We start from the raw sequence: 21050 nt of genomic DNA, 5'->3' as shown, positions 1-21050 counted from the left end.
TTAACGTGGCCGTAACAGCGCCGGCCCACGGAGGGCCGTCGAGAGGGGTGCCGTGACGGATCGCGCGACGGAGACGCGGGTGGACGAGGTCGAGGACCGGCTCGTGACCGCGCTCGCCGTGGGGGAGTACCTGCCCGCGGCGCGACTCCCGCCCGAACGCGAACTGGCGGCGTTGCTCGGCGTCGCGCGTGTCACCGTGCGGAGCGCCCTCGCCCGCCTGGTCGACCGCGGGTTGCTCGAGACCCGACGCGGACGTGGTGGCGGCACGTTCGTCCGGACGCAGTGGCCGGCGAGCTCGTCCGAGTCGGTCGGCCGGACCCTGCTCGCCCGGTGGGCCGGCATCCAGGACACCGCCGACGCGATCGCCCTGCTGCACGGGGCCCTGGCCGCCGCCGCAGCCGAGCGGATCACCCCGGCGGAGGCGGCCGCGCTCCGGGACCGGCTCGACGCCTTCCGGCAGGCCTCGAGCGGCGCGGCGAAGCAGCAGGCGGACGCCGTCCTGCACCGGAGCATCATCGACGCGGCGCGCAACGACGTCCTCCGCGCGACCCTCGCGACCCTCGAGGCGCAGATCTCGATCGCGGCACCGGCACACCTCTGGGGGACCGAGGAGGGCATGGCGGACATGGAGACACGTGCCACGCGGGACCACGAGGTCCTCGTCGAGGCGGTGTGTGCGGGGCGGGCGGCGGAGGCCGGCGAGGTCGCACGCCGGCATGTCGGCATCGACGTGGAGCTGCTCGAACAGGCGATGCTGCGCGCGGGGCAGGTCCCGACGGCGGATCCCGCACCACGGTGAGGGCGAAGACCGCGTCCGCGGGCGCCGGCACGACACGGGCATGATGAGCACATGACCCACCTGCCGCCGCCGCGCCTCCAGCGATCGCCCCGACCGCGGAGGGGCCCGGGGTCGTCGCATCGCCTGATGGTCATCGGGGTGGTGCTGACGGTCATCGGGCTCGTCGGGCACCAGCTCGCGCTGTGGTGGAACAGCATCCCGTTGTCCGAGGGCACGGGAGCGAACATCGGCGCCGGCGTGGCAGCCCTGGCCGCCCTGCTGGTCGCCGTCGGCGGGCTCGTGACCCTCGTCGTCGGCGGGCTGCTGCGCGCCCGCGGTGGCTCGGACCCCCGGGTCGGGGGATGACCGCTCCGGTCGTCGCCTGACGGACGGGAGGCCCGCGGCGGACCCGCCACGGGCCTCCCGTCGGCAGCGACCGGTCATCGGTGGGCCGGTGGGCCGGTGTGCCGGTGTGCTCAGACGTCGCGGCGTCGCGCGACCACCATCGCGAGGGCGTTGACCACGACCACCTCGGCGAGGAGGACGCCCGCACCGCTCCACCCGTTCAGGTCGGAACCGCCCTCGGCCGTCGCCGTCGCCGGGGCTCCGGTCGCGCCCGCGGGTGCGTCGGACGCGTAGGCGTACAGCTGCCCGCCGGCTGCGTCGGGCAGGTACCCGGCGGCCGTGCCGAGCCAGTCGATGCCCGCGAGCACGGACACCAGGCTGAGCACGATCGGCAGCACCAGCAGGATGCCGAGCGTGATGGCGATGCCGCCGGCACTCGAGCGGACGAGCAGGCCGATGCCGAACGCGAGCAGTGCCACGAGCGTCACGTACACGGACGCACCGAGGAGCGGCATGAAGACCGCGGGGTCGGCGAGGTCCGGGTGGACCCCCTTGCCCGCCTGCAGCGCGGTCGAGATCGCGACGCCGATCCAGGTGGCGACGACGCTGACGAGGAACGTCGAGACGGCGAGCACGGTGGCCTTGGCGAGCAGGGCGCCGAGGCGTCCGGGGTCCGCGGTGAAGGTCGACCGGATCTGCCCGGTGGTGTACTCGCCGGAGATGATGAGGACGCCGAGCACCCCGACCACGAGAGCGGACAGGTACACGCTGATCGTGTTCATCCCGACGATGGTCTCGTTCGCCGCGTCGGTGGTGGTGGTCGCGCCGGCCTCGGCCAGGGCGCCGAGGAGGGTCGCCAGGCCGATCGTCAGCACGGCGATGACGGCGAAGCACCAGAACGTCGACCGGATGCTCCAGAACTTGATCCACTCACTGCGCACCAGTCGGGCGAACCCGAGGCGCTTGCCCTCCAGGGAGGCCTTGCCGCGGTGGCGGTGCTGCTCGGTCCCGCGGTGGTCGGTCTGCTGCGGCGCGCTCATCGCGTGCCCTCCGATCGGTACTCGACGTCGTCGCGGGTGAGCGCCATGTAGGCCTCCTCCAGGCTGGCGCCGGTCGGGGTGAGTTCGTGCAGGACGACACCGGCGCGGGCGGCGATGTCACCGACCGTCGGTGCGTCCGGCCCGACCACGAGGAACGACCCGTCCTCACGCTGGGTGACGGTGGCCGCCGGGCCGATCGCGGCGAAGAGCTGGTCCGGCATCGGGGTCCGGACGACGACCCGGGCGAGTGCCGTGCCGCCGGCGGGACCACCGGCGCCGGCGACGAACTCCGCGATCGGGGCGTCGGCGAGCACCTTGCCGCGACCGAGGACGACCACGCGGTCGGCGGTCTGCGCCATCTCGCTCATGAGGTGGCTGGAGAGGAAGACCGTGCGCCCCTCCGCCGCCAGACGGCGCGCGAGCTGACGGACCCAGAGCACCCCGTCCGGGTCGAGGCCGTTCACCGGCTCGTCGAGGATCAGCGTGTGCGGGTCACCGAGCAGTGCCGCCGCGATGCCGAGCCGCTGGCCCATGCCGAGCGAGAACCCACCGACCCGCTTGCGGGCGACCGACTCGAGGCCGGTCATCTCGATGACCTCGTGCACGCGCTGCTTCGGGATGCCGTGCGTCGCCGCGAGCGCGAGCAGGTGGTTGTGCGCGCTGCGCCCGGAGTGCACCGCCTTCGCCTCGAGCAGGGCCCCGACCTGCCGGAGCGGGTCGCGGAAGTCCTGGTACGGCCGCCCGTTCACCGTCGCGCTGCCGGAGGTCGGGCGGTCGAGCCCCATGATCATCCGCATGGTGGTCGACTTGCCGGCGCCGTTCGGGCCGAGGAAGCCGGTCACCATCCCGGGGTGCACGACGAACGAGACGTCGTCGACCGCGGTCTTCGGGCCGTAGCGCTTGGAGAGGTGCTGTACTTCGATCATCGGTGGCCACGCTAGGGGAGCCCGTCCGGCCGGTGCCTCCCCCTCGAGGAGGAGATCGGCGCCTCCTGGAACGATCGTTCCGATGCAGGTGTCATGTCACACGGTCGTCACACAGGGGAAACGGGCGGTGCGACCGGGGTCCGTAGCTTCCTTCCCAGGCAGACGCCGACCTCACCCTCTCCCACTCCGGAGGACGTCATGGCAACCGAAGTCGCGGCACCCGTCGCACCGCCCCACGCCCCCGTCACGTCGACCGCCCCCGCGGGCGCCGGCCTGATCAAGCCCGGGTACGACCCGGCCCTCACGAACGAGGACCTCGCGCCGCTGCGGAAGCAGACCTGGTCGAGTTACAACGTCTTCGCGTTCTGGATGTCCGACGTGCACTCGGTCGGCGGCTACGTCACGGCGGGGTCGCTCTTCGCGCTCGGCATCGCGAGCTGGCAGGTGCTCGTCGCCCTGGTCGTCGGCATCCTCGTCGTGCAGGTCTTCGCGAACCTCGTCGCGAAGCCGTCGCAGCGGACCGGGGTCCCGTACCCGGTGATCAACCGCGCGGTGTTCGGCGTGCTCGGTGCGAACGTCCCGGCGATCATCCGCGGTCTCATCGCGATGGCCTGGTACGGCGTGCAGACGTTCCTCGCGGCGCAGTCGCTGAACATCGTGTTCCTCAAGTTCATCCCGGGTGCCGCGGCCCTCCTCGAGCCGTCCTTCCTGGGCCTCGACGCGCTCGGCTGGATCTCCTACGCCGTCCTGTGGGTCGCTCAGGGAGCCCTGTTCTGGATGGGCATGGACGCGATCCGGAAGTTCATCGACTGGGCCGGGCCGGCGGTCTACGTCGTCATGATCGCCCTCGCGGTGTACCTCGTCGCACGGGCCGGCATCGGCAACATCTCGCTGACGCTCTCGGTCGGCGAGCCGATGTCCTTCGCCGAGAGCATCCCGGTGATGCTGTCCGCGATCGCCCTGGTCGTCAGCTACTTCTCCGGCCCGATGCTCAACTTCGGCGACTTCTCGCGGTACGGGCGGTCGTTCGCGGCCGTGAAGCGCGGCAACCTGCTCGGGCTGCCGGTCAACTTCCTGTTCTTCTCGATCCTGACCGTGCTGTGCGCGAGTGCCACCGTGCCGGTCTTCGGCGAGCTCATCACCGACCCGATCGCGACCGTCCAGGCGATCGACGCCCCCTTCGCGATCCTGCTCGGCGGGCTGACGTTCGTCATCGCCACCGTCGGCATCAACATCGTCGCGAACTTCATCAGCCCCGCCTTCGACTTCTCGAACGTGTCCCCGCGCCGGATCAGCTGGCGGGCGGGCGGCATGATCGCGGCGGTCGGGTCGGTGCTCCTCACCCCGTGGAACTGGTACGGCAACGACCAGGCCATCCTGTACACCCTGGGCGTGCTCGGTGCGCTGATCGGTCCGCTGTTCGGGATCCTCATCGCGGGGTACTACATCGTCGGGAAGCAGCGCGTCGCGGTCGACGACATGTACTCGATGGACCCGTCCGCGCGGTACTGGTACCGGAAGGGCTTCAACCCGAACGCGATCTGGACGCTCGTCACCACCGGGGCGGTCTCGGTCGGCAGCGCGGTGCTCCCGCCGGCCCTCGGCGTCCTGCCCTGGCTGAGCACCTACAGCTGGTTCATCGGCTGCGGACTCGGGCTCGTCGTCTTCTGGGCGATGGAACGTCGGTCGCCGCGGATGCCCGCGCTCGCCGCGGACGACCCGACGGTCGACGACGGCGCCGCCTCCGGCCGCGCCTGAACGGCTGCCCACTCGTCCACAGGGGCGCCGGCGCAGCCCTCTGAGCCGGTGCCCCTGTGGACAGCCGGGAGGCCCGCCCCCGGTCCGTCGAGGATCGTCACCACCCAGCACCACCAGCTCCATCGGAAGGACCCGCGATGCGCATCCGTGTCGTCAACCCGAACACCACCGCGTCCATGACGGCGGCGATCGGCAGGGCCGCGGCCGCCGTCGTCGGTCCGGGCACGGTCGTCGAGGCCGTGCAGCCCACGATGGGGCCGGCCTCGATCGAGAGCCACTACGAGGAAGCGCTCGCCGTCCCGGGGCTCCTCGAGCAGATCGCCGCGGGCGAGCGGGACGGGGTGGACGCCACCGTCGTCGCGTGCTTCGGCGATCCCGGCATCGACGCGGCCCGGGAGCTCGCCAGCGGCCCGGTGATCGGCATCGCCGAGGGCGCCTACCGGACGGCGGTGCTGCTCGGGCGGCGGTTCGGGGTCGTCACGACGCTCGCGCGGACGACCGGGCGCGCACGGGAACTCGCCGAGCGCTACGGGTGTGCGGCGCTCCTGACGGAGGTGCGGGCGTGCGAGGTGCCCGTGCTCCGGCTCGAGGACCCGACGTCCGGCGCGCGGGACCTGGTCGTCGCCGAGTGTCGCGAGGTCATCGCGAACGGCGCCGACGCGGTCGTGCTCGGCTGCGCGGGCATGGCCGACTTCTGCGCCTCCGTGTCCGAGGAGATCGGGGCCCCGGTCGTCGACGGGGTCAGCGCGACGACGCTGCTCGCCGAGTCGCTCGTCCGCCTCGGGCTGACGACCGGGAAGCACGGCGAGTACGCCCCGCCGCCACCGAAGCCGTTCTCCGGGGCGCTCGCGTCCTTCGCGCTCGCGGACGCCCGCGTGACGGTGGGGGCGGGCGCATGACGAGCCTCGGGTCCGTGACGGTGGACGAGGGCCTGGCGCCCGCCGACCTCGTGCTCCGCGCGCAGCGCGCCTGGGTCGACGGTGCCTTCCGCCCCGCGTCGGTCGTCGTCCGTGACGGCCGGATCGTGTCCGTCGGACCGGTCGACGCCGTGGCGAACGGGCAGCGTGACGAGACGGTGCCGGACGGGCACGTCCTGCTGCCGGGCCTCGTCGACACCCACGTCCACGTCAACGAGCCCGGCCGCACCGAGTGGGAGGGCTTCGCCTCCGCCACGCGCGCGGCCGCACTCGGTGGTGTCACGACGATCATCGACATGCCGCTGAACTCGATCCCGGCGACGGTCGACGTGCCCGCCCTCGCCGTCAAGCGGGCGAGTGCGGCCGGCCGGGTGGCGGTCGACGTCGGCTTCTGGGGCGGCGCGGTCCCGGGCAACGCCGGTTCCCTCGGCGACCTGCACGACGCCGGGGTCTTCGGCTTCAAGTGCTTCACGGCACCGTCCGGCGTGGACGAGTTCCCGCACCTCGACCCGGGTGCGCTGCGGCAGGCGATCGGCGAGGTCGCTGCCCTGGACGCGTTGCTCATCGTGCACGCCGAGGACCCGGAGCACCTCGTCGACCACGACGCGCTCGGCGGCCGGTACCGCGACTTCCTCGCCACCCGACCCGCGCAGGCCGAACGCTCGGCCATCGCCCGGGTGATCGACGGCGCACGGGAGACCGGCGCCCGGGTGCACGTCCTGCACCTCTCCGACGCAGGCGCCCTCCCGATGATCCGTGCGGCGAAGGACGACGGCGTGCGCATCACGGTCGAGACCTGCCCCCACTACCTGGCGTTCGAGGCCGGGTCGATCCCGGACGGAGCCACCGCGTACAAGTGCTGCCCGCCGATCCGTGACGACGCGAACCGCGACGCGCTCTGGGCGGGGCTCCTCGACGGCACGATCGACATGGTGGTGTCCGACCACTCCCCGTCGACCGTCGACCTCAAGGTCGACGACTGGGGTCTGGCGTGGGGCGGCATCGCCGGGCTCCAGGTCGGCTTCCGTGCCGTGTGGACCGAGGCCGCTCGCCGTGGCCTGCCGCTCGACGCGGTCGTGCCCGCGGTCACGACCGGACCGGCGGCGCTCGCCCGTTTCACCGACCGCGGTCGGATCGCGCCGGGCGCCCTCGCGCACTTCGCGGTGTTCGACCCCGACGCCGAGTCCACGGTCCGGGCCGACGCGCTCGCACACCGCAACCCCGTCTCCGCCTTCGACGGGCTGTCGGTACGCGGTCGGGTCACGGGGACCTGGCTGCGGGGGAGGCGGATCACCTCCACCGCGGACGACGTCACGACCGTGGACGTGGTCGCCGGAGAGCTGGTGGACCGTGCCTGAGACGCTCGCCGCAGCCGACGTGCACCTCGGCTCCACGCCCGACGACGTCCTCTGGGGACGGCTGCCGAGTCGGGACGACGAGCCGGTCCGCACCGTCGCCCCCGGGACCGTCGTGACGATCGACACCGTCAGCCACGAAGGCCTGCTGCCCGACCAGGGGTCCGACCCGGTGGCGTTCTTCGGGCGGCACGGCGTGGCCGCGGCGGACGTGCTGGCGGACGCGGTCGACATCGTCCGGCACGTGGAGCGCGACGCGGCCGACGGTCCGCACGTGGTGTCCCGCCCGGTCGCTGTGCAGGGGGCCGAGCCCGGCGACGTCGTCTCCGTCACGGTGCTCGAGGCCGTCCCGCGGGTGCCGTACGGCGTGATCTCCAACCGGCACGGTCGCGGAGCGCTGCCGGGGGAACTCCCGCGCGGGGACGAGCCCGTCTCGGTCTTCGCGGACGTCGTGACCCGTGACGGCGTCGACTTCGGGCGGTTGCCGGTCGTGACGGGCGGGCCCCGGGTGGTCACCTTCCCACTCCGGCCGTTCCCCGGCATCGTCGGCGTGACCGTCGACAGCGAGGTCCGGCCGCACTCCGTCCCACCGGGGCCGCACGGCGGGAACGTCGACATCGCCCTGCTCACCGCCGGCGCCACACTGCACCTGCCCGTGCAGGTGCCCGGGGCCGGCGTCTCCGTCGGCGATCCGCACTTCGCGCAGGGGGACGGCGAGGTCGCGCTCACCGCGATGGAGGCCTCGCTCCGGCTGACCCTGCGCCTCGACGTGGTCCCGCGGGCCGTGGCGCTCGCGCGCTTCGGCGCGCTGGTCGGACCCCTGGCGGAGACCACGGAGTACCTCGTCCCGACGGGCATGGACGCCGACCTGGACGACGCCGTGCGCCGGTGCGTCCGTGCCGCGATCACGCTGCTCCGGGCGCGGTGGGGCGTGGAGGAGCACCTGGCGTACGCCTACCTCAGCGCCGCGACCGACTTCCGGATCTCGCAGGTCGTCGACCTCGTGTGCGGTGTGCACGCGACGGTGCGGAAGAGCGACTTCCAGGCGGTACCGACGTGCGGGTGACCGGGACGTGGCCGGACGGACTGGAGACGGCGTTCCGGGCCTACGAGGACGCCCTTATGCGGGACGACACCGCGGTGCTGGACGCGCTGTTCGAGCCCGGCCCGGACACGTTGCGCGGCGACGGAGCCGGGTTGCTCCGCGGGCACGACCGGATCAGCGCGTTCCGGTCCGCCCGTGGTGGTGTCGCCCGGCGCACGCTCGTCGGCGTCGACGTGCAGGAACTGACCGCGGACGAGGTCCTCGTCGTGGGGGAGTCGCGGTTCACGGACGGTGGGCGCGGCCTGCAGACGCAGCTCTGGCGTCGCACGGCGGGCGCGTGGCGGATCCGGACGGCGCACGTGACGGGCCGTGCGGTCGCCTTCGACCGGACGGTGTGGCGGGCCGTCGGGGACCCGCTCGTCCGCGGCGCCGGTGCCGGTGCCGCGTCCGGTGCGGAGGCGGTCGCCGGTGCGTCCGACGCCCGTCCGCTCGCCGGGGTCCGGGTGGCCGTCAAGGACCTCTTCGCCGTCGCCGGCCACGTGATCGGCGCCGGCAACCCGACGTGGGAGTCCGCAGCCCGCGTCGAGACGGAGCACGCCCCGGCCGTCTCGGTGCTCCTGCAGGCCGGGGCCGACGTGACCGGGATCGCCCGCACGGACGAGTTCGCCTACGCGCTCGCCGGGCGGAACGCCCACACCGGCGCCCCGCCGAACGGGGCCGATCCGGCGCGCATCAGCGGTGGCTCGACCTCCGGCCCCGCGACGGCCGTGGCGCTCGGGCAGGCGGACGTCGGGCTCGGCACCGACACCGCGGGCAGCATCCGCGTCCCCGCCTCGTACCAGGGGCTGTGGGGTCTGCGGACGACCCACGGACTCGTGTCGCGCGACGGCGTCCTGCCACTCGCGCAGAGCTTCGACACGGTCGGGTGGCTGACGCGACGGCCCGACACGCTCCGAGCGGTCGCGACGGTGGCGGTCGGTACCGCGGTGCGGAGCCTCGCGACGCCGCTGCTGGTCTGCGAGGCCCTGCTCGCTGCGGCGGACCCCGCCACGAGACGCGCGTTCGAGGACTGGCTGGCACGGACCGGGACGGGCGTCGGGGTCGTCGACCTGCCGGACCTTGACGACCTCGCCGAGACGGTGCGGATCGTGCAGGGTGCCGAAGCACGCCGGAACCACGGGGCGTGGGTCGCAGCGCATCCCGGTGCCCTGGGCCCGGACGTCGCCGATCGGTTCGCGGCGGCCGCCCGGATCACCGCCGAGCAGGAGGCCGCTGCGCGGGACGGGCTCGGGCGACTGCGTTCCGCGGTCCGGGCCGTGGTCGCCGACGGCGCGCTGGTCCTCCCGACGGTGCCCGGCCCCGCGCCGCTCCGGACGGCCGACGGCCCGGCGGTCCTCGCCACACGGCGGTCGACCCTGCGGATGACCGCGGTCGCCGGCGTCGGCGGCCTGCCGGCGGTGAGCGCTCCGCTCCTGGTCGTCGACGGAGCCCCGGTGGGCGTCTCCCTCGTCGGTCCGGTCGGGTCGGACCTGGCGCTCGTCGACCGTGCTGCCGGACTGGCCGTCGCAACACTGCTGTAACGAGCGTTCCAATAGGATCGTGCAAGGAACGGAAGGTACGAACATGCATCCCGTCAACCCGCCGACACGGCTCCTCATGGGGCCCGGGCCGATCACCGCCGACCCCCGCGTGCTCCGCGCCCTGTCCACACCGCTCGTCGGCCAGTACGACCCGTGGATGACCGAGACCATGAACCGGACGCAGGAGCTGTACCGGCAGGTCCTCGGCACGCGGAACGACGCCACCGTCCTGGTCGACGGCACCTCGCGCGCCGGCATCGAAGCCGCCCTCGTCTCCCTCCTCGCCCCGGGCGACGCGGTGCTCGTGCCGGTGTTCGGACGGTTCGGGCACCTGCTCGCCGAGATCGCCGGACGAGCCGGCGCCACCGTGCACACGATCGAGACCGAGTGGGGGCAGGTGTTCCCGACCTCGGTCATCGAGGACGCGATCGCCCGTGTCCGTCCGAAGGTGTTGGCGATCGTGCAGGGCGACACCTCGACGACGATGAACCAGCCGCTCGACGAACTCGGCGCGATCTGTGCCCGGTACGGCGTGCTCTTCTACACCGACGTCACGGCCTCGGTCGGCGGCAACCCGCTCGAGGTGGACGCGTGGGGCATCGACGCCGTCAGTGCGGGCCTGCAGAAGTGCCTCGGCGGTCCCTCCGGCAGCGCGCCGCTGTCCCTCTCCCCGGCCGCGGTCGCCGTGCTGGACGCCCGTCGGAGCATCGAGGCCGGCATCCGCGAGCCCGGCGACGACGTCTCCGACGACCCGATCCGGTCGAACTACCTCGACCTCGCGATGATCCTCGACTACTGGGGTCCCCGGCGCCTCAACCACCACACCGAGGCGGCGTCGATGCTCTACGCCGCGAACGAGTGCGCCCGCATCCTGCTCGAGGAGGGCCGCGACGCCGTCGTCGAGCGGCACGCGCTCGCCGGGCGGGCGATGCTCGAGGGCGTCCGCGGACTCGGCCTGACGGTCTTCGGCGACGTCGGCCACAAGATGCACAACGTCGTCGCGGTGGAGATCCCGGACACGGTCAGCGGGGACGCCGTCCGCGCCGCGATGCTCGAGGACCACGGCATCGAGATCGGCACCTCGTTCGGACCCCTGCACGGGCGCGTCTGGCGGATCGGGACGATGGGCTACAACGCCCGGAAGGACACCGTCGTGACGACGCTCGCCGCCCTCGAACAGTGCCTGCGGCGCGGCGGGGTGGCCGTTCCGCAGGGCGGCGGCGTCGACGCCGCGCTCGACGTGTACGCGGCAGCGGCCGACAGCGCACCCGCGGCCGTGCCCCCGATCCCGGACGCAGCGACGTTCGTCCCCGCCGGAGCGCCCGCGTGAGCGCCGTCGTGCAGGTGCCGCTGGCGAGCGATCGAGCGCGGGCCGCGGCGGACACCATCATCGCCCGCTGTGACGAGCTCGCGGACGTCACCGAGACGCCCGGGCGGATCACCCGCGTGTACCTGTCACCCGAGCACGCCCGGGCGAACGAGACCGTCGGGGCCTGGATGCGGGACGTCGGGCTGCGCACCTGGCAGGACGCCGCCGGCAACCTGCACGGACGCGCCGCGGGGGCGACACCGGACGCGCCGGTGCTCCTGCTCGGCTCCCACCTGGACACCGTCGTGGACGCCGGTCGCTACGACGGCGTCGTCGGGGTCCTCATGGCCGTCGAGGTCGTCGCCCGCCTGGTCCAGGACCACGGGGCGCTGCCGTTCGCCCTCGAGGTGATCGCGTTCTCCGACGAGGAGGGAACCCGGTTCGGCAAGGCGCTGCTCGGGTCCTCCGCGGTCGCCGGCGTCTGGGACGAGGCGTGGTGGGACCTGCAGGACGCGCACGGCACCACCCTCCGGTCCGCCTTCGAGTCGTTCGGCCTCGACCCCGGCCGGATCGCCGAGGCCGCGGTCGCACCGGCGTCCCTCGTCGGGTACCTCGAGGCGCACATCGAGCAGGGACCGTACCTGGAGCAGGCCGACCAGGCGCTCGGTGTCGTGACGAGCATCGCGAGCGCCCGGCGCTTCACGGTGGAGGCGGTCGGGGAGGCCCGGCACGCCGGCGGGACGCCCTACGAACGACGCCACGACGCACTGCTCGCCGCCGCCGAGGCAGCACTCGCCGTCGAACGGATCTGCCGTACCGAGCAGCACATCGGCACGGTCGGCACCATGACGGTGGAACCCGGGGCCGTCAACGTCGTCCCGGGCCTTGCGACCTTCGCGGTCGACCTGCGCGGCGAGTTCGACGACGGACGGGACCGCGTGTGGGACGCCGTCGCCGACGCCTTCCGCGAGATCGGGGAGCGCCGCGGGGTCGACGTGACACCGACCGAGGTGCACCGTGCCCCCGCGGTGTTCTGCGCGCCGCGGCTGATGGACGCCGTCCGGGCCGGCATCGTCGCGACCGGCGAATCCGCACCGCTCGAATTGTTCTCCCGTGCCGGACACGACGCGATGTCCCTCGGCCTCGTCACCGACGTCGCGATGCTGTTCCTCCGCAACCCGGACGGCATCAGCCACCACCCGGACGAGTTCGTCTCCGCGGCGGACGTCGCCCTCGGCCTCGACGCGCTCGCCACGGCGGTAGAACGGCTCGCTGACGAGCACCTCCTCGCCGACGGAGCCGACGCGTGACCGTCCCGGACGTCCGCGGGCGGATCGACCGGGTGTGGGAGCGCCTCTCGCCCGCCGAACGCCGGGTCGCCGCGATGATCCGACACGACCCGGAACTGCTGCTCGTCGGTACCTCGGCGCAACTCGCCGCGGAGTCCGGGACCTCGAAGGCGACGGTCTCGCGGCTCGTCCGGTCCCTGGGCTTCCAGGACGCCGCCGAGGTCCGGCAGAACCTGATGTCCGCCCGCGGCACCGGGTTGCCCTGGGCCGCCGAGGACGCCGCCCACGTGGACCAGCGCGCGGTGGAGGCGCGGAACCTCGACGCCGCCTTCGCCTCGCTCGCCCGGGCCGACCGTCCCCGACTCGCCCGCCGCGTGATGCGCGCCCGCCGGGTCCTGGTGGTCGGCGAGCGCGGTGCGTACCCGATCGCCCTGCAACTGCGCGCGCAGCTCGCGCAGGTCCGTCCGGACGTCCGCATCGGCCCCTCGCCGGGGCAACGTCTCGGCGAGGAGGTCGCCGACCTCGACCGCCGGGACCTCGTGTTCATCGTCACCGTGCGACGGCACGCGGCCGGGGTCGACCGCGTGGTGCGGCACTGCGTCGGGACGGGCGCCGACGTGGTCGTGCTCGGCGACCCCACCGCGGCGGTCATCGCGGCACCCGCTGCGACCGCGGTCCTGTGCCCGGTCGACTCACCGTCGGCGTTCGACTCGATGGCGGCCCTGTTCGCCGTGGTCGCGGCGATCGCGAACGACGTCTACGAGGCCTCCGGGCCGTCCGGCCGGACCCGGGTCGAGGCGGTCGCGGACGCCTACGACACGCTGGGCGAGCTCGCCGGGTCCTGAGAAGCGTCGTCCTGCACCACCCGGGGCTCCCGCTCCGCACGGAGCTCCGACAGGAGCGAGCCGTTGCGCTCGACGATGAGCGCCCGGAGGTACCGGCGCAGCACGAGCCCCTCGGCGATCGTCCCGAGCGGCCCGAAAGGGGCACGGAACGCGATCTCGTCCACCATCCGCGTCCCGTCCGCCGTGCGCTCGAACCGGTGCTCGTGCCGGAACCGGGCGAACGGCCCACGCACCTGTTCGTCGACGAACCGGTGCGGCGCCTCCAGGACGGTGACCTCGTTCGTCATCCGCCAGACGACGCCGAGGTGACGCGCGCGCCACGTGACCGACTCACCGAGCCCGATCACGCCGCTCGTCCGTCCGGCGACCGCCTGCTCCCCGCTCGCGGCCATCGACCGCAGGTGCGCGCCGATGTCGAGCGAGAGCGCGAAGGCGCGCTCCGGCGGCACCGGCAGGTCGGTCACGATCCGGAAGACAGCGCTCACGCGACGATCCTGCCGTACGGGCGGCAGGATGGTCACGTGACCGAAGCCGCCGTGCGCCCGCTGGACCGTGCCGGGAGGCTCCTGCCCGGACTCGCACTCGCCACCGGTATCGCCCTGGTCGCCACCGTGATCGGGCGCTTCCTGCCCGTCGTCGGCGCTCCGGTCAGCGGCGTCCTCATCGGGGCCGTCATCGGGACGATCCGTCGTCCGGGCGCGGTGTTCCGGCCGGGCATCTCGACCGCGAGCAAGACCGTCCTGCAGTGCTCGGTGGTGCTCCTCGGCGCCCAGCTGTCCCTGCTGCAGGTCGCGCGCGTCGGGGTGGCGTCGTTGCCGGTGATGCTCGGCACCCTCGTCGTCTGCCTGCTCGCAGCGTGGGGCATCGGTCGCGCGCTGGGCGTCGTCGGCAACCTGCGGATGCTGATCGGGGTCGGGACGGGGATCTGCGGCGCCTCCGCGATCGCCGCGGTGGCCCCGGTGATCGGCGCGGTGTCGATCGAGGTGGCGTACGCCGTGTCGACGATCTTCCTGTTCAACGTGGCCGCGGTCGTCGTCTTCCCCGTGGTGGGGCACGCGCTCGGGATGAGCCAGCACGCGTTCGGTCTGTTCGCGGGAACCGCGGTGAACGACACCTCGTCGGTCGTCGCCGCGGCGAGCACCTACGGGGCGGGCGCTGCGGACTCCGCGGTCGTCGTGAAGCTCGTCCGCACCCTGATGATCATCCCGGTCGTGCTCGGGTTGGCCTGGTTCGTCGGGCGTCGCTCGGACCCCACGACGGTCGCGACCGACGGCGTCGCCCTCGACGGCACGGCGCAGTCGAGCGGAGGAGTCCCCGCCGGGGCTCGACCGGGTGCCACGTCACCGTCCGGCAGACCGCGCTGGTCGGCGCGTCGGGTGACCCGCCTCGTGCCCTGGTTCCTCATCGGCTTCGTGCTGGCCGCCGCGGTGAACTCCACCGGTCTCGTCCCCGGTCCGGCGCACCCGGTGATCGCCGCGGTCGCCGCGTTCCTCATCACCGTCGCGCTCAGCGCCATCGGGCTCTCCACCGACCTGGCCGGGTTCCGCCGGGCCGGGTTCCGACCGCTGCTGCTCGGCGGCGCCCTGTGGGTCGTGGTGTCCCTGTCCAGCCTCGGCCTGCAGGCCCTCACCGGCAGCCTCTGACCCGCCGCCGAGCTGCCGCTGACCTGGCGCTACGGTCGGGGGATGGACCTCGACGCCCTCGCCTTCCCCGTCATCGACGGACACAACGACCTGCCGTCGGAACGCCGCGACACGCACGCATCCGGTCTGGACGGCATCGACTCCGAGACCGACTCCCTCCACACCGAGCTGCCGAAGCTCCGGGCCGGTGGGGTCGTCGGACAGTTCTGGTCGGTCTACGTACCCGTCGAGGAGCCGGACCCGGTCCGGACGACCCTCCAGCAGATCGACCTCGTGCACCGCATGGTGGACCGGTACCAGGACGACCTGGCGCTCGCCCGCACGGCGGACGAGGTCCGCGCCGCCGTTGCCTCCGGCCGCATCGCCTCGCTCCTCGGCGCGGAGGGCGGCCACTCCATCGGGGACGACCTCGCGGTCCTCCGCGACTTCGCCCGGCTCGGCGTCCGCTACATGACCCTGACGCACACCGAGGACACTCCGTGGGCCGACTCGGCCACGGGAGCGCGGGCGCACGACGGACTGACCGATCGTGGACGAGAGGTCGTCGCCGAGATGGAACGCATCGGCATGCTCGTCGACCTGTCGCACACCGCCCCCGCCACGATGCGGGACGCCCTCGACGTCGCCACACGACCGGTCGTGTTCAGCCACTCGTCGACCGTCGCGGTCGCCGACCACCCGCGGAACGTCCCCGACGACGTGCTCGCCCGCCTCGCGGACAACGGCGGCGTGGTCATGGTGACGTTCGTGCCGGCGTTCGTCTCGCGGGCGTGGGCGGACTGGGAGGAGAGCGGGTCGGTCGGGGAGCCGCCGCACGTGACCGTGGCTGACGTCGCCGACCACGTCGAGCACGCTCGGGACGTGGCAGGAGCCGCGCACATCGGGCTCGGTGGCGACTACGACGGCACCCCGGTGCTGCCGCCGGACCTGCGGGACGTGTCCCGGTACCCGGTGCTGGCCGAGGAGCTGCGCCGCCGCGGTTGGGGCGACGCGGACCTCCGGGCACTCGCCGGCGGCAACGTCCTGCGGGTACTCGAGGCCACGGACGAGCGCTTCGCGCGGACGGCGCACCTCGCGGTCGCTCCGCGCTGACGGACGGGAGGCGCGGGTCGCCGGCACGCTCGGCACCGCTCCGCGGACCGTTCCGTCACGGAACAGGACCGCCCTGGGTGCGGTCGCTAGGATCGCGAGCGCACCGCGCCTCCACGGGAGGGGCTGCGGCAACCGACGTGAGGACGGAACCGATGAGCGGCACCATCTACGACGACATCTCCCAGGCCTTCGGCAACACCCCGCTCGTGCGGCTGAACCGTCTGCCGCAGGAGGGCGGGGCCGAGGTCCTCGCCAAGCTCGAGTTCTACAACCCCGGTGCGAGCGTCAAGGACCGTCTGGGTGTCGCGATCATCGACGCCGCCGAGGAGTCCGGCGAGCTGAAGCCCGGCGGCACGATCGTCGAGGGTTCGTCGGGCAACACCGGCATCGCCCTCGCCCTCGTCGGTGCGGCCCGCGGGTACAAGGTCGTCATCACGATGCCCGAGACCATGAGCGTCGAGCGCCGGGCCGTGATGCGCGCGTACGGAGCGGAGATCGTCCTGACCCCGGGCTCCGAGGGCATGAAGGGCGCCGTCGAACGCGCCGGTCAGATCGTCGACGAGACCCCGGGCGCGATCCTCGCCCACCAGTTCGAGACGACCGCGAACGCGGCGATCCACCGCCGGACCACGGCGCAGGAGATCCTCCGCGACACCGAGGAGCACGTCGACGTGTTCGTCGCGGGTGTCGGGACCGGCGGCACCATCACCGGTGTCGGGCAGGTCCTCAAGGAGCGCGTCCCCGGCGTGCAGGTCATCGCCGTCGAACCGGCCGACTCGCCCCTCCTGACCAAGGGCACGGCCGGACCGCACAAGATCGCCGGCATCGGGGCGAACTTCGTCCCGGAGGTGCTCGACCGTTCGGTGATCGACGAGGTCATCGACGTCGAGCTCGACGACGCCCTGCGGGTCGCCCGCGCGCTGGCCACGGAGGAGGGCATCCTGTCCGGCATCTCCTCGGGTGCCATCATCCACGCAGCCCTGCAGGTCGCGGCGCGGCCGGAGAACGCCGGCAAGCGCGTCGTCGCGATCGTCTGCGACACGGGGGAGCGCTACCTGTCGACGGTGCTCTTCGAGGGGCTCTCTGCGTGACGACGGCTCCACGCCGCGGCGTGCTGCGGACGGTCCGGGAGGACCTCGCCGCAGCACGCCGCGGTGACCCCGCCGCGCGCGGGGACCTCGAGAACGCGATCGTCTACTCGGGCCTGCACGCCGTCTGGTCGCACCGCGTCGCGCACCGGCTGTGGCACGCGCGCGGCCTGCCCGGCTCCCGCACGGTGGCGCGCATCCTGGCGCAGGCCACCCGGACCCTGACGGGGATCGAGATCCACCCGGGCGCACGGATCGGACGGCGGTTCTTCATCGACCACGGCATCGGCGTGGTGATCGGGGAGACGGCCGTGATCGGCGACGACGTCCTCGTCTTCCACGGCGTGACGCTCGGGGGTCGGGGCGGAGGCCCGGGGCTGGGTTCCAAGCGCCACCCGACGGTGGGCGACCGGGTCGTCCTGGGGGCGGGCTCCGCCGTCATCGGCGGGATCACCGTCGGCGACGACTCCGTCGTCGGAGCCGGCACGGTCGTCACGAAGGACGTGCCGCCCGGCTCCGTCGTCACCGGCGTCGCCGGGACGGCCCGGCCACGTTCCGGTCACGAGGGCGTGCCGGAACTCTGAACCGTCCCGCCCGGCCGGCCCCGGCGCGCGTCGGAGCGGTCAGCTCTTCTCGCAGGCGATCCCGTCGGCGTCGCGGTCCATCTTCTTGTTCGCGTTGTAGAGCGCGTCGTCCTTCTTCACCGTGCCCTTGAGTGCGCGGTACGACGTCTTCCCGGCGGAGGTCACCTTGTTCTTCGTGACCGACTTCTTCGCGATGCCGCCCGAGTACACCTTGTGGACGGCGGTGCAGTTCGCGTAGGTCTTCGGGGCCGCGGAGGCGCTGGTCGCGGTGCCGACGACGCCGCCGACGGTGAGCGCGAGCGCGAGGGCGGTGACGCCGAGGGTGCGGGTGGTCTTCATGGCGGTTCCTCCGGAGCGATGACCGGCGTCGGTACGCAGGCAGGACGAGGGTACTGCGAATCGATGAGACATCTTCACCACCCCCCCCGATCGAGGCATGCACCGACCCGGCCTCGACACCGCGACCCCGTTCCGTCCCGTCGGTGTCCCTGGTCCCCGTCATCATGGGTGCATGGACGGCAGCACCCTGCAGTCGGTCGCCGCACGGACGGCGATGGCCCTCCCGGCAGTGACCGAGACGCAGCCCTTCGGCGAGGGCACGGACGTCTACAAGGTCGTCGAGAAGATGTTCGTGATGACGACCGAACTTCGCGGCGTCGCGATCGTCACCCTCAAGTGCGCGCCGCCGCACGGCGCCGCGCTGGTGCGGGACCTCGCCGAGGTCACGCCGGGCTGGCACATGGACAAGCGCCACTGGATCACGCTCTCCCCGGGACCCGGACTCGACGAGGCGTTCGTCGAGGACCTCGTCGCGAACGCGTGGGACCTCGTCGTCGCGGGCCTGCCCCGTGCCCGTCGTCCACTCGACCCGACCCGCGGTGCACAGCAGCCTTGACCCGGCCGTCCCCGGTCAGACGGCGGAGCGCCGGAGCGCGAGCCGGGCCTCCCGGACGACCTTCGGAGCGAGCCCGTCACCCGAGGCGAGCACCGCAGCTGCCTGGTCCGCGCTGAGTCCGGCGAACATCTGCCCGATCGTGACGCCGTGCTCGGGGCGCGCCAGCACCGTCACGGTGTCGCCCGCGGCCACGGGGCCGGAGCGCTTGACGCGGAAGTACGCACCGGGGCGGCCCTCCTCCGCGAAGCGCTTGACCCACTTGTCGACCCCCATCCGCCGGGCGAAGGTGCCGCAGGGGGTCCGCGGGATCGTCGCCTCGAGTTCCAGGACCTCGCCGATCCGCCACCGCTCGCCGATCACGAGGCCGGTGACGTCGATGCCGGAGGTGCGCAGGTTCTCGCCGAAGAGCCCGGGCGGGATCGGCCTGTCGAGCTGTCCGGCGAAGTACGCGGCGTCCTCGTCGGCGTACACGTAGACGGCCTGGTCCTCACCGCCGTGGTGCTTCCGGTCCGCCTGCACGTCGGCGTGCAGGCCGAGGGGACGGACGCGGACCGGACCCGGCACCGGTCGCTTGTCGATCGCGGTGACACCGATCGTGCCCGAGTCCCGGAGCAGCTGGTCGACGCGGCAGACGGCGGTGACGACGGACATGGGGACAGCCTGCCGTACATCGGCCCGGGCGCGCATCCGTGGGCATCGGGCACGGCCGGATCCGGTGTGACGATCCGGCGCCGGCGTGCGTCTCATCGGTGCCCGAGCGCTCCGGTCCGCCGACACGCGGGCCGTTCGCAACCGCTCCCAGTAGAAGGGGACCGTGCAGCCGCAGCAACACCGGACGGATCTCGTCGACCTCGACGACGAGGTGCTCGCCGACCGTGCCACCGACGGTGACGTCCGGGCGTTCGAGGTCCTCATCCGACGACACACGCCGCTGCTCCGGGCCTACGCGCGACGCACGCTCGGGTCGACGGACGAGCTCGACGACGTGGTCCAGGAGACCTTCATCACCGCCTGGAACCGACTCGACGGGCTCCAGGACCGCCGGCGGGTCAAGGCCTGGCTGATGCGCATCCTCAGCCGGAAGTGCCTGGACCGTATCCGGTCGCGCCGGGACCACGACGACGTCACCGAACTCGAGGTCGCGGCACCGTCCGACGCGGCCCCCGAGTGGGTCGCCGAGGCGCACTCCCGCGAGGACGCCGTCGACCGCGCACTCAGCGCACTACCCGTCGACCAACGCCGGTGCTGGGTGATGAAGGAGGTCCTCGAGTACCGCTACGAGGACATCGCCGAGGAGCTCGGCCTGCCGACGTCGACCGTCCGCGGGATCCTGTCCCGCGCCCGGAAGAACATGATCCGACTCATGGAGGGATGGCGATGACCGCCGCACCCGAACCGACCGCCGCGTCCGGACCGGACGGTGCGTCCGTACCGGACGAGCCCGGCCTCGCGACCCTCGAGCCCGAGGACCTGGACGGGCACACGATCGACGAGCTCTCCGACTACCTCGACGCGGGGATGCAGCCGGCGGACCCCACCATCGACGACAGCCCCGCGTGCCAGAACGCCCTCGCCGCCATCCTGCGGTTGCGACACGCCTCGCTCGCGTCGCTCGACCAGGCGGCCGAGGCCGAGCCGCCCGCCGACGAGTCCTGGATCGGCGGCGTCCTGGCGAACATCTCGCTCGAGGTCCGTGCCGGACGGGACATCCCGCTGCGCGCCGCGGCCCCGACCGAGCACCCGGTCCTGACCGAGGGCGCCGTCCGGTCACTCGTCCGTCGTGCCGGCGACGAGGTCCCCGGCGTTGTGGTCTCCCGCTGTCTCCTCGACGGTGACGTGACGGCGCTCGCGGCACCCGTGCGGGTCTCGGTGGAGGTCGCCGTGGTCGCCGGCAACCGGCTCGTCCCGACCGCGGACGCCGTGCGGCTGGCCGTCGAGAAGGCACTCGCCACGCAGACCGACCTGACCGTGGTCGCGGTGGACGTCGTCGTCCGTGACCTCATCACACCTCGGACCACGGACGAGCGGACCACGGACGAGCGGGCCACGGACGAGCGGGCCACGGACGAGCGGGCCACGGACGAGCGGACCACGGACGAGGAGACCTCGCGATGACCGACCAGACCACCACCGGCGGCGACGTCACCGACGAGACCGCCACACCTTGGACCGCGGAGACGCTCCTGGCGGTCGAGGCCGCCGTGCTCGCCGTCCCCGGCGTCACCGACCTCTACCGGCCCTTGCCGACCATCGGCAGCGCCGTCGCGGCCGTCCGGCGCCTCGCCCCCGGCGTTGCCGGTGCGGGCCCGGCCGGTGCGCGCGTCGGCGTCGACGGTCCGGTGCTCCACCTGGTCATCGGGACGGACGGGAGCGCGCCGGCCCCCGCCGTCGCACATGCCGTCCACGACGCCGCGCTCGCGGCCGCGTCCGCCGCGGGTCGGACACCGACCCGCATCGACGTGCGGGTCGCGCGCATCGGCTGACGGTCGTCCTCGGCCCGGGCTGCGCCGGACGGGAGGCCCGACACCGGCCCGTCGCGTCGCTCGCTCACCACCCGGTCT

General features: G+C 73.4%; 23 protein-coding genes. 18 read left to right on the top strand and 5 right to left on the bottom strand.

Translation table 11 applies throughout. The features are described from left to right. The first annotated feature begins 52 nt into the window (after positions 1-52). The gene (locus DEI95_RS01305) at positions 53-799 is read left to right on the top strand and encodes a FadR/GntR family transcriptional regulator (RefSeq protein ID WP_111059116.1); all 747 of its coding nucleotides are present in this window, start codon (positions 53-55) and stop codon (positions 797-799) included. Between the two features lie 126 nt (positions 800-925). Further along, a complete protein-coding gene (locus tag DEI95_RS01300) occupies positions 926-1144 on the top strand; it encodes a hypothetical protein (protein WP_110824727.1) in 219 nt (72 codons plus the stop codon). A gap of 110 nt (positions 1145-1254) precedes the next feature. On the opposite strand, the gene DEI95_RS01295 is transcribed toward DEI95_RS01300, so the two are convergent. Together DEI95_RS01295 and DEI95_RS01290 are read right to left on the bottom strand one after the other, a co-directional pair. Next, positions 1255-2163, bottom strand: coding sequence for an ABC transporter permease (locus tag DEI95_RS01295; RefSeq protein WP_110824726.1), 909 nt, complete (start codon positions 2161-2163; stop codon positions 1255-1257). Next, complete coding sequence (locus DEI95_RS01290; RefSeq protein WP_110824725.1) at positions 2160-3089, bottom strand: ABC transporter ATP-binding protein; 930 nt, start codon at positions 3087-3089, stop codon at positions 2160-2162. Before DEI95_RS01290 ends, DEI95_RS01295 begins: the two co-directional genes overlap by 4 nt. A 198-nt stretch (positions 3090-3287) precedes the next feature. Here DEI95_RS01290 and DEI95_RS01285 point away from each other — a divergent pair, with 198 nt between their 5' ends. The 8 genes from DEI95_RS01285 (at position 3288) to DEI95_RS01250 (ending at position 13187) form a co-directional block, all read left to right on the top strand. Further along, on the top strand, positions 3288-4847 hold the full coding sequence (locus DEI95_RS01285; protein WP_111059115.1) for an NCS1 family nucleobase:cation symporter-1: 1560 nt from the start codon (positions 3288-3290) through the stop codon (positions 4845-4847). A gap of 137 nt (positions 4848-4984) precedes the next feature. Beyond that, positions 4985-5746, top strand: a complete 762-nt coding sequence (locus DEI95_RS01280) for an aspartate/glutamate racemase family protein (protein WP_110824723.1) — start codon at positions 4985-4987, stop codon at positions 5744-5746. Then, a complete protein-coding gene (allB, locus tag DEI95_RS01275; protein ID WP_110824722.1) occupies positions 5743-7122 on the top strand; it encodes an allantoinase AllB in 1380 nt (459 codons plus the stop codon). Before DEI95_RS01280 ends, allB begins: the two co-directional genes overlap by 4 nt. Then, positions 7115-8185, top strand: coding sequence for an acetamidase/formamidase family protein (locus DEI95_RS01270; RefSeq protein WP_110824721.1), 1071 nt, complete (start codon positions 7115-7117; stop codon positions 8183-8185). Before allB ends, DEI95_RS01270 begins: the two co-directional genes overlap by 8 nt. Next, positions 8182-9744 (top strand): AtzH-like domain-containing protein, encoded by a 1563-nt coding sequence (locus tag DEI95_RS01265; protein ID WP_110824720.1) that lies wholly within the window; start codon positions 8182-8184, stop codon positions 9742-9744. The genes DEI95_RS01270 and DEI95_RS01265 overlap by 4 nt, the downstream gene beginning before the upstream one ends. A 43-nt stretch (positions 9745-9787) precedes the next feature. Then, the gene (locus DEI95_RS01260; protein WP_110824719.1) at positions 9788-11074 is read left to right on the top strand and encodes an alanine--glyoxylate aminotransferase family protein; all 1287 of its coding nucleotides are present in this window, start codon (positions 9788-9790) and stop codon (positions 11072-11074) included. After that, entirely contained in the window at positions 11071-12363 is a 1293-nt protein-coding gene (locus tag DEI95_RS01255) for an allantoate amidohydrolase (protein WP_110824718.1), read from the top strand. Before DEI95_RS01260 ends, DEI95_RS01255 begins: the two co-directional genes overlap by 4 nt. Next, positions 12360-13187 (top strand): MurR/RpiR family transcriptional regulator, encoded by an 828-nt coding sequence (locus DEI95_RS01250; RefSeq protein ID WP_110824717.1) that lies wholly within the window; start codon positions 12360-12362, stop codon positions 13185-13187. The genes DEI95_RS01255 and DEI95_RS01250 overlap by 4 nt, the downstream gene beginning before the upstream one ends. Here the strand turns inward: DEI95_RS01250 and DEI95_RS01245 are convergent. After that, complete coding sequence (locus DEI95_RS01245) at positions 13154-13672, bottom strand: SRPBCC family protein (protein ID WP_110824716.1); 519 nt, start codon at positions 13670-13672, stop codon at positions 13154-13156. The genes DEI95_RS01250 and DEI95_RS01245 overlap by 34 nt on opposite strands. 36 nt (positions 13673-13708) lie before the next feature. On the opposite strand from DEI95_RS01245, the gene DEI95_RS01240 reads away from it, so the two are divergent. The 4 genes from DEI95_RS01240 (at position 13709) to epsC (ending at position 17594) form a co-directional block, all read left to right on the top strand. Beyond that, complete coding sequence (locus DEI95_RS01240; RefSeq protein ID WP_110824715.1) at positions 13709-14830, top strand: YeiH family protein; 1122 nt, start codon at positions 13709-13711, stop codon at positions 14828-14830. Positions 14831-14872: 42 nt separating this feature from the next. Then, the gene (locus tag DEI95_RS01235; protein WP_111059114.1) at positions 14873-15922 is read left to right on the top strand and encodes a dipeptidase; all 1050 of its coding nucleotides are present in this window, start codon (positions 14873-14875) and stop codon (positions 15920-15922) included. Between the two features lie 152 nt (positions 15923-16074). Further along, a complete protein-coding gene (gene cysK, locus DEI95_RS01230) occupies positions 16075-17013 on the top strand; it encodes a cysteine synthase A (protein WP_110824713.1) in 939 nt (312 codons plus the stop codon). Further along, a complete protein-coding gene (gene epsC / locus DEI95_RS01225) occupies positions 17010-17594 on the top strand; it encodes a serine O-acetyltransferase EpsC (protein ID WP_258365921.1) in 585 nt (194 codons plus the stop codon). Before cysK ends, epsC begins: the two co-directional genes overlap by 4 nt. A 39-nt stretch (positions 17595-17633) precedes the next feature. On the opposite strand, the gene DEI95_RS01220 is transcribed toward epsC, so the two are convergent. After that, complete coding sequence (locus DEI95_RS01220) at positions 17634-17933, bottom strand: excalibur calcium-binding domain-containing protein (RefSeq protein WP_110824712.1); 300 nt, start codon at positions 17931-17933, stop codon at positions 17634-17636. 172 nt (positions 17934-18105) lie between these two features. Between DEI95_RS01220 and DEI95_RS01215 the strand changes: the two genes are divergently transcribed. Beyond that, entirely contained in the window at positions 18106-18489 is a 384-nt protein-coding gene (locus DEI95_RS01215) for an MmcQ/YjbR family DNA-binding protein (RefSeq protein WP_110824711.1), read from the top strand. 15 nt (positions 18490-18504) lie between these two features. On the opposite strand, the gene DEI95_RS01210 is transcribed toward DEI95_RS01215, so the two are convergent. After that, a complete protein-coding gene (locus DEI95_RS01210) occupies positions 18505-19140 on the bottom strand; it encodes an MOSC domain-containing protein (RefSeq protein ID WP_111059113.1) in 636 nt (211 codons plus the stop codon). A 163-nt stretch (positions 19141-19303) separates the two neighbouring features. Between DEI95_RS01210 and DEI95_RS01205 the strand changes: the two genes are divergently transcribed. The 3 genes from DEI95_RS01205 to DEI95_RS16390 are packed head-to-tail and all read left to right on the top strand — an operon-like array spanning position 19304 to position 20972. Further along, complete coding sequence (locus DEI95_RS01205; RefSeq protein WP_111059112.1) at positions 19304-19870, top strand: RNA polymerase sigma factor; 567 nt, start codon at positions 19304-19306, stop codon at positions 19868-19870. Next, a complete protein-coding gene (locus DEI95_RS01200; protein ID WP_146243562.1) occupies positions 19867-20604 on the top strand; it encodes a hypothetical protein in 738 nt (245 codons plus the stop codon). The genes DEI95_RS01205 and DEI95_RS01200 overlap by 4 nt, the downstream gene beginning before the upstream one ends. Continuing rightward, complete coding sequence (locus DEI95_RS16390) at positions 20601-20972, top strand: hypothetical protein (RefSeq protein ID WP_146243561.1); 372 nt, start codon at positions 20601-20603, stop codon at positions 20970-20972. The genes DEI95_RS01200 and DEI95_RS16390 overlap by 4 nt, the downstream gene beginning before the upstream one ends. Positions 20973-21050 lie beyond the last annotated feature (78 nt).

Origin of the sequence: Curtobacterium sp. MCBD17_008 (assembly GCF_003234475.1) — a bacterium.
Classification (GTDB): domain Bacteria; phylum Actinomycetota; class Actinomycetes; order Actinomycetales; family Microbacteriaceae; genus Curtobacterium.
Note: the sequence above shows the minus strand (reverse complement) of the source record. Positions and strands in the feature narration are given on the sequence as shown.